Source organism: Vibrio hepatarius, assembly GCF_018860525.1.
Taxonomy (GTDB): Bacteria; Pseudomonadota; Gammaproteobacteria; order Enterobacterales; family Vibrionaceae; genus Vibrio; species Vibrio hepatarius_B.
Window position 1 is genome coordinate 22,298 of record NZ_JAHKPM010000042.1, and the last position, 12,876, is coordinate 35,173.

A 12,876-nucleotide genomic window follows, 5' to 3' on the forward strand; every position below is an offset into this window, starting at 1 on the left:
GTACCCAAGTTGGCCTTTAATGAGTACTGATCTTGTGCTGCTTTGTCACTGTCAGGCCCAGCCGTTTGGCAAGTCGGGTTAGATTCGCACGGTCTGTTTTTAATTGGCGAGCAGCTTTGGCCCAGTTAAACTCAGCTTCAGTGAGCGCGTGTGTAACTAGCTGCCTTTGATAATCTTCTGTCGATTCACGTAGCCCTTTTGACCAAGTTGGTTCTGGCATATAAGTTGAGTAAGAAGTTTGGTCTGTGGGTATTTTAATTGGTAGGGTATTCAGTTCCCCAATATCTGAAATTGATACCGAAATCAGCTTGGCATTGTCAACTCGTGCTCTAGCTTTTAATGCAGCACGGTTAATAACATGCTCTAATTCACGCACATTGCCTGGCCAATTGTAACGTGGCAGTAGATGTTGAGTATCTTTACTTAGTTTGATTTGAACAATACCAAGCTTACGTCTCGCTTGCTCGAGGAAGTAACCCGCTAGAAGGATGATGTCGCCTTCGCGTTGACGCAGTGGAGGAACACTGATTGGGTAAACACTTAATCGATGATAAAGATCGGCTCTAAATCGTCCCTCAGCGACTTCTTCGGGGAGATCGCGGTTGGTTGCAGCTAATACACGAACATTTATAGTTTCAACAGTATCTTGGCCCACTGGCTGGATTTCATTGTTTTGTAGAGCTCTTAAGATTTTACTTTGTGCATTGAGTGGAAGCTCACCTATCTCATCTAAAAAAAGTGTCCCTCCATCTGCAAGAGCAAATTTGCCTAATCGTGATTTATCAGCGCCAGTGAATGCCCCTTTAACATGCCCAAACAGTTCACTCTCAACTAAATTTTCAGGAATAGCAGCGCAATTAACATACACTAAGGGTTGTTTGCGTCGATTGGACAAGTGGTGAATGCTTCGGGCTACTAACTCTTTACCGACACCAGTTTCTCCGTTGATAAGGATGTTAAAATGGGAGGGGGCAACTACCTCGATATCCGATTTTAACGAGAGCATCTTTTGACTTGTTCCAATGATTTCTCCTCCTTCTCGTTCCCATGCATCTTCGTTTAGTTCTTCAAAACGTTGCTGAGTTTGTTTTGCTTGCTGTTCGAGTTGATTGACTGTCATAGCCACTTTAAGTGTTGAAGCTAGGATTGCTGACAAAGCCTCTAAGCTACGTGTTGGAATTTGGTCAAAGACATTGGGCGTTAAGCTGTCAAGTGCCAGTATCCCTAGAAGTTTATCAGCATAGATAAGTGGTAGGCCCATGCAGGAATGCATGGGTAGGTCACCTTCGTAATCAATTAGCAAATTATCAAACGGGTCGGGCAAATCGCAATTGGTATCAAAGCGTACTGCCACTTTTGATGAACATATGATGTTTAAGCGTGGATGCTCGCTGATAATAAATCGACGTCCTAGCGTGTCTCTTGTCAAGCCTTGGATAGCGAGTGGAATAAGAGTTTCACCTTGTAATGAAAGTAGCGCGATACTATCACATTGAATCGCTTTGCGAATGGCATCAAGCAATTTGTGAAATCGCTCTTGCTCATTATGACCAGTAGCAAGGCCAATTGTCATATCGATTAAAGTAGAAACAGAAATATCTTGCATGCTAGCGTTAGACTCCAGAATGAATTGTGATGCCTTTGCAGTTAATTGGGGCGGTTAAAAAACAGTCACAGCCAGTGTGTTATTAGTCTATTATAGAGTCATTTGGACTTATTTCAATAGGTCTAAATGACTTTCATAAGACGAATTATTCACTAGAATCCAAGTAATTACGCGTTTTGGTGACTTGGCACTGATTGTGCAAAAGCATGGTAAGAGTAACCATACTTGGAGAATATATAGATGCTCAATAACCAGCATATTGACGTTGTAAAAAGTACCATTCCTTTGCTAGAAAGTGCCGGACCAGTTTTAACTCAGCATTTTTATCAGCGTATGTTTTCACATAATCCAGAGTTGAAAGACATCTTCAATATGACGCATCAGAAGACAGGTCGCCAAAGTGTGGCTTTATTTGAAGCGATTGCTGCTTACGCAAAGAATATTGAAAGCTTGGAGGCATTGGCTTCTGCTGTTGAGCGAATTGCTCATAAACACACCAGTTTCAATATTCAAGCGGAGCATTATCAGATAGTTGGCCATCATTTAATCGAGACACTACGTGAATTAGCACCAGACGCATTTACAGAGCAGGTAGAAGAAGCATGGACGGCTGCTTATTTGTTTCTTGCAAAAGTATTTATTGACCGTGAGGGAGAATTGTATCTGCAAAGAAAGCAAGCAATCGGTGGCTGGGAAAATGCACGTCAGTTTATTGTAAAAGAGAAAACTCGAGAATCTGAACTAGTGATGAGTTTTGTACTGGCCCCTGTCGATGGTGGTAAGGTGCTTGATTATATTCCTGGGCAGTACGTTGGTGTTGAAGTTAAGCCATCGTCAGGGGAGCATAATGAGATTCGTCAGTATTCTTTATCTCAAAAACCCAATGGTAATAATTACCGTATTTCAGTCAAACGTGAAGTGGGTGAGTATAAAGGCTTGGTGTCTAATTTTCTGCACGATGAAGTGACTGAAGGTGACATTGTTCACTTATACGCACCAGCAGGTGATTTTTATTATCAAGAGAAAGAAGCGCCTGTTGTGCTTATTTCTGCTGGAGTAGGTGCAACGCCTATGCAATCAATGCTACAAGCACTAGCGGATGCTGGTAAACAAGGTGTGTCTTACCTTTATGCTTGTAACAATGCTCATCAGCACACTTTTAAGCATGAAACTGAGCAGCTTATTGACCAATGTGGCTGGCAGCAATTTACTTGGTATTTGAATGGTGGGGCCCATTTTAAAGGTCAAATGGACCTAGCTCCGATAGCAAGTTCATTGTCTTTAAGTTGTGCTGATTTTTACCTTTGTGGCCCAGTTACATTCATGGAAATCATGGTGAAGCAGTTAGAAGATCACGGGGTACAAAGAGATCGTATCCATTACGAAGTCTTTGGTCCTCATGCTTACTTATAATGTTTGAAAAGGGTTTTCTTAAGGAGGCCCTATACAATTATCTGAAGTTATTTTTTAGCCAATTCCAAATTGAATATCGATTTGATGCAATGGGCGAACTTTTGTTGCCAAGGTAAAAGCTAGCGAGAAACTGAGTCCGAATCTCGTGAATATCTGAATGTGACAGCTTTGCTATTGTCTTTGCTGTTGCATCGGCATGATCGTTAGCTAGACTGAAATCCATGTTTAAGTAACCTTGGACGTAGAGCCAAACATGCGTAACTAGCATTAGTATGTGAAAATCTTGATACTCGAGACTTTTGGCATATTCGGTACCTAACGTTTTGTTTAGTGTCTGCCACATGGTTTTTACAGCCGTTTGATTGAGCTCAACACTTGATAGGCATTCAATATGCGCTTTGGTTAAAATCCCCAACAGGTGAGATTCATCTGCTATGTTGGGTTTATTCTGCTTCACATTGGTAAACAACACCGAATGTTGTTGCAAAAATTGTTGCCATAGTTGTGGGTGATCATGGATTAGTGGTAGTGAACTAATACCTATCTTTTGAAACGCTTGGTTGAGTTCACTCATTGGATTGTAGTGTTTCTATTTGAATTTCAAATGAGCCCTTATCACAATCAACGAATACGCTTGTTCCACTAATCATAATAGACAGATCCATCCCACGTTCAATCACTTCAGATAAGGCTTCTATACCCTCGGAGCTAAGGCGATAGATATGAGCATCATACTGGTGTGATTTGTTTTTAGTTTGTTCCCACCAAGTACTAGACTTACTAGTAAAACTAAAAACATCCACTCTATCAGCTAAGCGAGTCGCTTTTTTTATACGATCGAGTGCTGGCTCGCCGACTTCAATCCAATGTGAAATCGTACCATTTAATGCTTTTACCCAAAGATCTGGCTCTTCGATCGATGATAGACCTTTGGTAAATGTTAATTCTGCTTGGTACTTTATGCAGTATGCTAACACGCGAGCGATCATCCGAGCTGTATTCTCTGACGGATGTTGAGCTATGGTCAACTGTGGTGAGCTATATTGGTCTCTATTAGTATCTGAAATCGAAAGCCGGAATTTAAAAATAGTCGGTTTTAGTGCCATGATTATTTGCTACACATAAAAAAATAGCCAGCATAATGCTGGCTAATAAAATTCTTTTAGTTTAAAAATTAAACTAATTTGATGTTTTCTGCTTGAGGGCCTTTTTGGCCTTGAGATACAGTGAACTCAACTTTCTGACCTTCAACTAGTGTACGGAAACCGTCGCCAGTGATTGCAGAGAAGTGAGCGAAAACGTCAGGGCCGTTTTCTTGTTGAATGAAACCGAAACCTTTAGTTTCGTTGAACCATTTTACTGTACCAGTAACAGTGTTTGACATAATGTTTTTCCTTGATAAATCTTTTAAAAGCCATAACGGCAACGATAGCGTGGAAAAGGAGATTGCTATTGCGCACGACGTCACGGAAGAAATACAAGAAATCCAACGAAACGGCGAAATAAAAACAAGAACCGTTTTCTAGCTGACTCATAGTCTAAAGGTAAGTGGCACTAAGTCAATAAAATTCATATGATACTTTTCTGTTTCTACGATTTTTCATTGGAAACTTGCGCTGAGTAGGGTTTCGAAAATATTACTGTTTACAGTCAAACCAGTGTAACATTCGAAATTCCGATATTTTTTTGATAAAAACAATTTAATTGATTGCTTTGTTATTAATCGCCAGGTGTTTATAAAAAATTCATAAGGAAAGTTTATGATTCATTGTACTAAAAAAAAGAGTGCTGAGTTTCAACCTCAAGAGATGCGTTTAGAGGTTGGGCGAGGTGAGATTAAAGATAATGCACTTAAAGCGCTTGTTACCAGCCCGGTATTTAGAGCACGTGTAGAAAAAGCGAAGAAGGGAAAAGGGAGCTTTAATCGTAAGTTGAAACACAAGGGCAAAGAGCCCTATTCAAAAGCGGCTTAGTCTTGCTTTTGAATAGGGCTTTATTCGTTTCAATCTGCCACAAGATTTATCCAGCGACTTCCACTGGCTTTCGGCTATTATCTTTTATTTTAAATTTTTTGATGTTTCTCTTGTTAATAAAGTGTAACTTTTTGTTTCTTTTCTATGGGTGGTTCAATTATTTCTTTAAACGTCAAGGAATAAGATAAAACATAGGCTTAACCATTATTTTACATATGTTAATGGCAATATTTTTGGTGGTAACATCATAAATCTATCACTTGAATTGAATGAAAAAGTGATGTAAACATTCGGGAAATGAGTTTGCATAAATGAAAGTGAACTTTCACCTAGAGTCATAGTGAGTAGAAGATGAAGCTTTTCCTGATCATAGTTACGTCAATTTCAGCTGGTGTTTTATCTGCTGAACACCTCCACTCATTCATGCTGGGGTTATGTATCTCTGCCATAGCGGTTGGTAGTTGTTATTGGTTTGCTTTTCGAAGCACCCGCTTTCCTGAATTAGCGGTATTGTTCCTTATTATTGGTTTGTTTTCTAAGTTGATTATTACTGTTGCGGGGGTGAGTTGGGGGTTGTCGCAAGAGTTGATTTCTTCTCCGTTCGTATTTGCACTGTCATATCTATTCTTCTCATTGATTGTGACATACTTGTGGTTTACATACCGCGAAAGTATTACGCCTAAGCCAGAAACAGTTCGAAATGTTTCTCAAAAACGGCAGTAACTATCTAATGATGAGTTACTGTGTTTTACTTTAGTGTAATGAACGTTATTCGAGCTGATTTTTTGCAACTATTTACCAATAAATGGCGCCGAATTCTCATAAATTGATAAAAGCTATCATGGATAAGTAACTATTAGTTACAAAGCAAACACATAGCTAAATTGTTTGTATATACTCAAACACATAAACAGTACGTTAAATTGTGACTTGAGTGGTAATGTCCCATGATAAGAAATTTCCTTTACCAAGCTGCCTTGTGGTGTACCTTGACTGTTGCATTCAGTACTTTTTCTGCGCCAACGATTATCCCAGATCCACCTTCATTATCTGCAAAAGGCTATGTTTTAATCGACTATAACACTGGAAAAGTATTAGTTGAAAAAAATGCTGAGACCAAGCTCAATCCAGCAAGTTTAACCAAGCTTATGACGGCCTATGTTGCTGGACAAGAAGTCAAGGTTGGTAATATTACTTTGGATGATCAGGTACTTATCAGCAAAAAAGCATGGGCAAAAAACTTTCCTGACTCATCAAAAATGTTTATTGAAGTGGGTACTAAAGTCGCTTTGATGGATTTGTACCGAGGCCTTATTGTTCAATCAGGCAATGATGCGAGTGTGGCCATTGCCGAATATGTGGCTGGAAGTGAAAGTGCGTTTGTGAATATGATGAATTCATGGGCAGAAAAACTTGGATTAGAGAATTCTTCATACAGTAATCCTCACGGCTTAGACAGCAAAGGGCTTTATTCTACACCGCTTGATATTGCTAAACTTGGGCAAGCGATTATTCGTGATCTACCGGATATATACTCTTTATACAGTGAAACCTCCTATACGTATAATGGCATTACCCAATACAATCGAAATGGGCTTCTACGTGATAGGAGTATCAATGTCGATGGTATGAAGACAGGTTATACGAGTGGTGCGGGCTACAGCTTAGCGACTTCAGCGACATATGGAAACATGAGATTAATTGCTGTTGTGATGGGAGCTAAAAGTGCTAAAAGCCGAGAGTCTGTAAGCAAACAGCTACTGAGCTATGGTTTTCGCTTTTTTGATACTATCTCCCCTAACAAAGCCGATGATGTTGTAACAAGTACCAGGGTATGGATGGGGGAGAAAGATCAACTATTTGTAGGAGTCAGTGAAGATATTTACCTGACCTTACCAAGAGGAGACATTGATAAGTTACAAGCAGAAGTTGAATTTGATCATGAATTGGTTGCACCTATTACTAAAGGCGAAAAAGTAGGCAGTGTTATATATGCAGTAGAGGGCCGACAATTGGTGGTGACTGATCTCGTCGCTCAGTCTGATATTAAGAAAGGAAGCATGTTTAAACGACTGATCGATTGGTTCAAACAGCTTATCTCAAGTTGGTTTTAAGTGGTAAACCATAAATAAGATTAATCTTTAACTAACGTTTACTGTCGGCTGACATCTTGGTAAACAAAAAGTCACATAGTTAGGTTCATATATGTGATTTAAGGATTAACCATGGAATTTACGGAAAAAGACAGAGAAGTCCTCTATGCGACGTGGATGTCTAAAAAGTCAAAAATGCGTATTACGCAAATGGAGTTTGCAAAAAAACTTGGGATTAGTCAGCTTAATTTTTCTCAACTTCTACGAGGCGATCAACCGTTGACCATGTCGTTTGTGAGCCATTTTTGTCGTTTGCTTCGATTGGATCCTAAGCTAACTTTCCCTTCTCTCAAGCAGTCGAATAATTTAGGCCCTAAAGTTGTGTATCTAAAAAGTCGCATGAGTGTGGATGGAGAAATTCAAAATGCCTACATTGAAGGCAATCAGATTGTGGTTGAATATGCCCATACCATCAATGAAGAATAGGCGGATTGTTATGTTCGCTACCGTAGCCTTTCACTCGGTGGTATCCTAAACTCACATACTCCCATCCCTAAATTTCCCCATGTTAGAAAAAGAAAACTTGATTAAGCTAGCGCGTGTTCAGATGCCATTTGGTAAATATGCTGGCCGCGTGCTGATTGACTTACCTGAAGAATATTTATTGTGGTTTGATAAAAAAGGTTTTCCGAGAGGGGAACTAGGGGATCTGCTTAAACTCTGTTTAGCGCTACAAATAGAGGGACTCGATACATTGGTCAAACCGTTAAAGAATGGCACTATGCATTAGACTTCGTGTTTGGTTTATACCAAACTGATTTGATGGTTTTCAGTATTTGGATGCGCAACCCATAACATAATCTTACTAAGCATCTGTTTTGGAAATATATTCTAACAATTTCGATGAGAGGTTGTGGCTTAACGCGTTTAGACCTGGTCGGACCAAAAACTATAAGACATAGCTAACAAACTCGCGTTTTATGCGTGCTTTAAATTTCTGCGTGAGTTTATACTAATGCACCGCAATCCTTTTTGTTACCTTCAACGCGCTTATTATCATTTGAGAGGGCGACTTCACACTAGGTTGTTACCTTTTCAAGTCCCTGCCTTTAGTCAGCACTGTCCTTGTTTCATCCTTTTCTCTGTTGTTTTTCTGGCTTCATGTTTTGATGGCTCGGAAAAAGCGCAAAATATTCAAATACCTTCTTCTGGTTCTTCTATTTCTCAAGAAACCAGTTCTGAGCAAGAACTTTTTGCAGAAGCTGACTTAACTATCAATGGTATAGCACTAACGCCAGAAAACATTCTGGCTAAGAGGGGAGAGTGGAAACAACGGCTGAAAAATCTTAATGTTAGCGCTGGAGAAGATTCTACAATTCTTAACTTTTCGCATGTGCAATTTGGTGATATGCCGAGTTATGATCATATGGGGCAGAATACGGTTATTAAATCTTCAGATCTTTTTGAGCGTTACATGATTAACGTTCAAGAACAATTGGATCCCTCAGAACATCAAACATCGGACAGTACAGGATTAAAAAAGCTATTCGATTTTCTGGATGATTTGGGCAGGACATATACTGGATTACGTTTAGATAAGTCAGGGACCACAGTTAAAGTGGTGCACTACGGACCTGATGAGTACCCTAAGTTTAGAACGAGAGATGAAAAGCGAGTAGAGCCTGCCATATTTGGTGAATTTTTACAGTTCAACCTCGAGGAAAAAATAGAGTTCTTACGTTTAGCATCCTATCTAAAAACGGTAGAAAAAATTGGAATACCTGAGGATGCCACACCTGAAGTTATAATCCAAAAGTTAAAAAGCTATCAAAATACTGGAGCTCAATTCAACTACTCTGATATGCCAAAAGATATTAACATTCTCTTTCGAGAAAAAGAGTTTGAATTATCAAATAAAGAGAAAATACTTGTCACTCATAATGGTATCTCACTAGCGTTGGGTACTGAAGAACCATCTCCAATCAGTATGAGCGCAGATGTCCGCTTTCTTACTGATAAATACAATATTAATAATTTTGATGTGATTCGTGATTCACAAACGCTCACAGAAGAGAATCGACAGGAAGTGGGTGAGTTTTTCGATACCATGCTCAAGAGTGACGGGCGAATTCTGATGACAGGTTATGCTATTGCAGGGTTTGGTGATCTTGTGAACTTCCAGATGTTGTATAAAACAATCATCAGAAAACACCCTGAACTTAAAGGCAGAATCGATGCTTATGCACATTTTTATCGTTACTCAATCAGTAATGAGATATTAGATAAACTGCTCGATAAAGACATTAAAGTCGTGACGCACCAAAATGCGAATCGCCAATGGGATCCTAACTACAGCTACCAGCTAGTAAATGAGCTGGGTAAGCGTCATAAACCGGAATTTGAGATTCAATATAATGTAGGTTCGGTATACAGTGTGGTTGATGATCAACACATATTGAGAGTTGGTGAAATTGGCGGTATGGCAGGTGTGAGTCAAGTTCAAGATGCTTATTTTACCGGTCTTTCACGTGGAGCAATAGGGTTTGGTATTCCAAGTGTATGTGCCGATATTGATAATCCTGAAATCAAAGTGGTTTTATCTGGAATTATGCATGAGGTGTTAGGCCAAGCACCGGACAGTAGTATTTCTTTATCTTCATTAATTCAAGAACATTTTGCTTTGATGATGGCCCGTGAAAACTCACAAGTGATTAACCAAGGCCGATTTTACAATGTAAATGATGTGCAAGATGGGCAAAATCTGAGTATAGGTAAACGTGTATTGGTCGAGATTTTGAAGGCAATGACAGAGCATGCTGCGACAGGTAATCCTATCATACTTGCAACAGGAAGAATTGATGCGCTTCAGGAGCAGTCTAAAGCCATAGGTGTAACATTAAATGAACGACCTAGCTTTGCTATACAAGGTACTAAATACAAGCTGTTTGAGCTGATTACTAGTCGAGGCGATAAAGCGTTTGTTGTTCAAGGGTTCTTTGACAACGCACTTGTAAATGCAGTGATGAAGGATGCGAGTATTCCGACGGTTTATTCTGGGGAAGGTTCAATGAATGAGGGCCTTTCGTTCCGAGGAAAAGGTTTTATGCTCCCTTTCTACGATTACCAGGTAACCACACTTATTGAGTCAGCAGGGATTGTTAGCACGCAAGATATTGGTTCATTTGGGCTTGAAGTTGACGGAAATGATCGAGACTTTCTGGATGATCCCAACAAGTTAGTTAAGATAAAGCCGGACAGCGATTCGCTACAGGAAATTAGTGAACCTTATGATTTAATTAAGCTAACACTTGATGATCAGCCAGCGCAAATGTATATGGTGACAAAGCGCTCTTTTTCAGATATCCATTTAAAAAAGCTCGACAAGCCTGCTTTAGACTTCCATGTCTTATCTTCGCAAGCTCAATTAGATAAGGTGTCAAATATATACCGTTCTGAGGCAACGATATATAAATTAGAACCTTGGGCTCAAGAGTGGTTAAAACTGATTTATGATCGAGAAAATACGCAATTAGATATGGATAAGCTGGGGAAACAAACTCTAGCGATACTAAAGGAAGAAAAAGAGCAAATCGCCAATTGGTTTGATTTATTTAATTAATGTCATTAAGACGACTGTATTTTTATTGATAAATATGAAAAGGAGGCGGATTTGTCTCCTTTTCTGTTTTGTATTTATCAAACTTGAATAAGCACAACACCTCAGTTTGAGTTAAAAGGGTCTTATTTACATGTGTCGAGTTGAAAAAACTCAATAACCTGTACTAGTATGACCAGAACGCATTGTAACTATCTAGCTGACTTAAATGAGCTTTTTCCTAGTTTTTAATGTTCGGCTCTGTGGTGGTAAGCGTACTGATAAAATGTATCTACTAGCGAGTAATTACCATGATTCATAACGCAATAATTAATATCACTAATCTTAGGCTTAGGACGTTTATAGGTTTTAATGACGATGAAAAACAAAAGCAGCAAGACATAATTATTAATGTTGAAATCCATTATCTGGCAGATAACAAGTGCCTAAGTGACAATGTTGATAATGCCCTAAACTACAAAACCATTTGTAAAGATATTATCCACCATGTTGAAAATGGGCGGTTTTTGTTGTTAGAGAAATTGACTAGTGATGTGCTCGGTTTATGCGTAGATAACCCAGTAGTGAGCTTTGCTAAAGTGACGATTGATAAGCCTCATGCACTGAGATTTGCTGATTCTGTTTCCTTGACATTAAGTTACTCAAACGAAGAAAACAAGGGTGGTTAGATGATGAGTGATGAAGCAAGGCGAGTAGAAAAAGCACTTATTGAACAGGGTTTGGAAACACCACTTATTGATCGCGTTATGACACCTGAGCAAAAATATGAAAGGATCAAAGGACTGCTTACTGAAATGATCTCAGTAATCGGTTTAGATTTGAATGATGATAGTCTAGCCGAAACACCACATCGCATCGCTAAGATGTATGTTAATGAGATATTCTCTGGGCTAGATTATGTGAACTTCCCTAAAATCACTGTTATTGAGAATAAAATGAATGTTGATGAGATGGTGAAGGTGTCAAATATTAATCTAACATCTACCTGTGAGCATCATTTTGTCACCATTGATGGGTTGGCGAAAGTAGCCTATATACCAAAATCAAAAGTGATTGGTCTATCAAAGATAAATAGGATAGTACGGTTTTTCGCTCAACGCCCTCAAGTTCAAGAGCGTTTGACTCAGCAAATTCTTATTGCCGTTCAAACTCTAGCTGAAACAAAAAATGTTGCGGTGACGATAGACGCGACTCATTATTGCGTTAAATCGAGAGGAGTGATGGATGTCAATTCAAATACAACAACAACAGCCTTAGGTGGTTGTTTTAAAACAGACCCTCAAACTCGCGCGGAGTTTCTACAATGAGCAAGACTATATTAATTACTGGTGTTGGTAAGCGCCTAGGTTTTGAGTTAGCTAAAGCATTATTAAAGGATGGCTATCAAGTGGCTGGCACCTATCGCACAGAATACCCATCTCTTGCTGACCTCAAAGAATTAGGAGCTGATCTCTATCAAGTTGACTTCTATCAGCAAGATCAAGTCGATGACTTAGTTGCTCAGCTTGTGCAAAATTATGCGACTATTAGAGCCGTTGTTCATAATGCTTCAGATTGGTCTGCTGACCACGATGGTCAGGTTGAGTCTAGTAAAAGTGCAGCAGCCGTTATGCAACGTATGATGACGGTACATGTTTCAGTGCCTTACCAAATCAATTTAGCGCTGCAAGACATTCTTCGCAAAAATGGTCATGCTGATGTTATCCACATTGGAGATTATGTCGCTGAAAAAGGTAGTAAAAAACACATTGCCTATGCTGCTAGTAAGGCTGCAATGAACAATCTGACTTTATCCTTTGCCTCATTACTTGCTCCTGAGGTTAAAGTGAACACTATCTCGCCAGCATTGTTAAAATTTAACCCAGATGATGGGGCTGCATACAAAGATAAAACACTGGCCAAAGCCTTGCTTCCAAGAGAGGCAGGTTTTGATGAAGTGATTGAAGGCGTAAAAATGTTGCTTAACAGCCATTTTATGACAGGTAGAAATTTGCAGTTTGACGGAGGACGTCATTTGCGTTGACTACTATACATAGTCATACCTATTGTACATGGTCACTAGTAGCATACTTTTCGCCAATGTTACTTGCCAGAAGGGTGAAAAACCGAGTTGAAGTAGATATTAAATACTTTGGCTTTGGTGGGTTATAGTCGCAGCCATTGAAATAAGAAAAG

Annotated in this window: 14 protein-coding genes; 10 read left to right on the forward strand and 4 right to left on the reverse strand. The window is 39.3% G+C overall.

Annotated elements, in window-relative coordinates:
* Positions 1 to 16 precede the first annotated feature (16 nt).
* Positions 17 to 1,606: a nitric oxide reductase transcriptional regulator NorR gene (gene norR / locus KO511_RS12005; RefSeq protein ID WP_215987663.1), complete on the reverse strand. Its 1,590-nt coding sequence runs from the start codon at positions 1,604 to 1,606 to the stop codon at positions 17 to 19.
* 240 nt (positions 1,607 to 1,846) lie between these two features.
* Here norR and hmpA point away from each other — a divergent pair, with 240 nt between their 5' ends.
* Positions 1,847 to 3,019 carry an NO-inducible flavohemoprotein gene (gene hmpA, locus KO511_RS12010; protein ID WP_215987664.1) on the forward strand — a complete coding sequence of 391 codons (1,173 nt, stop codon included), beginning with the start codon at positions 1,847 to 1,849 and terminating at the stop codon, positions 3,017 to 3,019.
* A gap of 37 nt (positions 3,020 to 3,056) precedes the next feature.
* Here the strand turns inward: hmpA and KO511_RS12015 are convergent, their stop codons facing one another.
* From KO511_RS12015 to KO511_RS12025, 3 genes are all read right to left on the reverse strand, one after another.
* A complete protein-coding gene (locus KO511_RS12015) occupies positions 3,057 to 3,593 on the reverse strand; it encodes a hypothetical protein (RefSeq protein ID WP_252724346.1) in 537 nt (178 codons plus the stop codon).
* Positions 3,586 to 4,125 carry a YaeQ family protein gene (locus KO511_RS12020; protein WP_215987665.1) on the reverse strand — a complete coding sequence of 180 codons (540 nt, stop codon included), beginning with the start codon at positions 4,123 to 4,125 and terminating at the stop codon, positions 3,586 to 3,588. Before KO511_RS12020 ends, KO511_RS12015 begins: the two co-directional genes overlap by 8 nt.
* Before the next feature lie 68 nt (positions 4,126 to 4,193).
* Positions 4,194 to 4,403 (reverse strand): cold-shock protein, encoded by a 210-nt coding sequence (locus KO511_RS12025; RefSeq protein WP_006960450.1) that lies wholly within the window; start codon positions 4,401 to 4,403, stop codon positions 4,194 to 4,196.
* 376 nt (positions 4,404 to 4,779) lie between these two features.
* On the opposite strand from KO511_RS12025, the gene KO511_RS12030 reads away from it, so the two are divergent.
* The 9 genes from KO511_RS12030 (at position 4,780) to folM (ending at position 12,724) form a co-directional block, all read left to right on the forward strand.
* Complete coding sequence (locus KO511_RS12030) at positions 4,780 to 4,992, forward strand: alternative ribosome-rescue factor A (RefSeq protein WP_289847788.1); 213 nt, start codon at positions 4,780 to 4,782, stop codon at positions 4,990 to 4,992.
* Positions 4,993 to 5,343: 351 nt separating this feature from the next.
* Positions 5,344 to 5,715 (forward strand): NADH:ubiquinone oxidoreductase, encoded by a 372-nt coding sequence (locus KO511_RS12035; RefSeq protein ID WP_215987666.1) that lies wholly within the window; start codon positions 5,344 to 5,346, stop codon positions 5,713 to 5,715.
* Between the two features lie 224 nt (positions 5,716 to 5,939).
* Positions 5,940 to 7,106, forward strand: coding sequence for a D-alanyl-D-alanine carboxypeptidase family protein (locus tag KO511_RS12040; RefSeq protein WP_215987667.1), 1,167 nt, complete (start codon positions 5,940 to 5,942; stop codon positions 7,104 to 7,106).
* A 111-nt stretch (positions 7,107 to 7,217) separates the two neighbouring features.
* Positions 7,218 to 7,571 (forward strand): helix-turn-helix domain-containing protein, encoded by a 354-nt coding sequence (locus tag KO511_RS12045; protein WP_215987668.1) that lies wholly within the window; start codon positions 7,218 to 7,220, stop codon positions 7,569 to 7,571.
* 79 nt (positions 7,572 to 7,650) lie between these two features.
* Complete coding sequence (locus KO511_RS12050) at positions 7,651 to 7,875, forward strand: DUF3820 family protein (protein ID WP_215987669.1); 225 nt, start codon at positions 7,651 to 7,653, stop codon at positions 7,873 to 7,875.
* 225 nt (positions 7,876 to 8,100) lie between these two features.
* Positions 8,101 to 10,704, forward strand: coding sequence for a hypothetical protein (locus tag KO511_RS12055; RefSeq protein WP_215987670.1), 2,604 nt, complete (start codon positions 8,101 to 8,103; stop codon positions 10,702 to 10,704).
* 287 nt (positions 10,705 to 10,991) lie between these two features.
* Positions 10,992 to 11,369, forward strand: a complete 378-nt coding sequence (folX, locus tag KO511_RS12060; RefSeq protein ID WP_215987671.1) for a dihydroneopterin triphosphate 2'-epimerase — start codon at positions 10,992 to 10,994, stop codon at positions 11,367 to 11,369.
* Complete coding sequence (gene folE / locus KO511_RS12065; RefSeq protein ID WP_215987672.1) at positions 11,370 to 12,008, forward strand: GTP cyclohydrolase I FolE; 639 nt, start codon at positions 11,370 to 11,372, stop codon at positions 12,006 to 12,008.
* Positions 12,005 to 12,724: a dihydromonapterin reductase gene (gene folM / locus KO511_RS12070; protein WP_215987673.1), complete on the forward strand. Its 720-nt coding sequence runs from the start codon at positions 12,005 to 12,007 to the stop codon at positions 12,722 to 12,724. Before folE ends, folM begins: the two co-directional genes overlap by 4 nt.
* The last annotated feature ends 152 nt before the right edge of the window (positions 12,725 to 12,876 follow it).

Excerpts from the sequence above, each read along its gene's own strand:
- norR (WP_215987663.1), bottom strand. The coding sequence starts at position 1,606 with ATGCAAGATATTTCTGTTTCTACTTTAATCGATATGACAATTGGCCTT.
- hmpA (WP_215987664.1), top strand. The coding sequence starts at position 1,847 with ATGCTCAATAACCAGCATATTGACGTTGTAAAAAGTACCATTCCTTTG.
- KO511_RS12015 (WP_252724346.1), bottom strand. The coding sequence starts at position 3,593 with ATGAGTGAACTCAACCAAGCGTTTCAAAAGATAGGTATTAGTTCACTA.
- KO511_RS12020 (WP_215987665.1), bottom strand. The coding sequence starts at position 4,125 with ATGGCACTAAAACCGACTATTTTTAAATTCCGGCTTTCGATTTCAGAT.
- KO511_RS12025 (WP_006960450.1), bottom strand. The coding sequence starts at position 4,403 with ATGTCAAACACTGTTACTGGTACAGTAAAATGGTTCAACGAAACTAAA.
- KO511_RS12030 (WP_289847788.1), top strand. The coding sequence starts at position 4,780 with ATGATTCATTGTACTAAAAAAAAGAGTGCTGAGTTTCAACCTCAAGAG.
- KO511_RS12035 (WP_215987666.1), top strand. The coding sequence starts at position 5,344 with ATGAAGCTTTTCCTGATCATAGTTACGTCAATTTCAGCTGGTGTTTTA.
- KO511_RS12040 (WP_215987667.1), top strand. The coding sequence starts at position 5,940 with ATGATAAGAAATTTCCTTTACCAAGCTGCCTTGTGGTGTACCTTGACT.
- KO511_RS12045 (WP_215987668.1), top strand. The coding sequence starts at position 7,218 with ATGGAATTTACGGAAAAAGACAGAGAAGTCCTCTATGCGACGTGGATG.
- KO511_RS12050 (WP_215987669.1), top strand. The coding sequence starts at position 7,651 with ATGTTAGAAAAAGAAAACTTGATTAAGCTAGCGCGTGTTCAGATGCCA.
- KO511_RS12055 (WP_215987670.1), top strand. The coding sequence starts at position 8,101 with ATGCACCGCAATCCTTTTTGTTACCTTCAACGCGCTTATTATCATTTG.
- folX (WP_215987671.1), top strand. The coding sequence starts at position 10,992 with ATGATTCATAACGCAATAATTAATATCACTAATCTTAGGCTTAGGACG.
- folE (WP_215987672.1), top strand. The coding sequence starts at position 11,370 with ATGATGAGTGATGAAGCAAGGCGAGTAGAAAAAGCACTTATTGAACAG.
- folM (WP_215987673.1), top strand. The coding sequence starts at position 12,005 with ATGAGCAAGACTATATTAATTACTGGTGTTGGTAAGCGCCTAGGTTTT.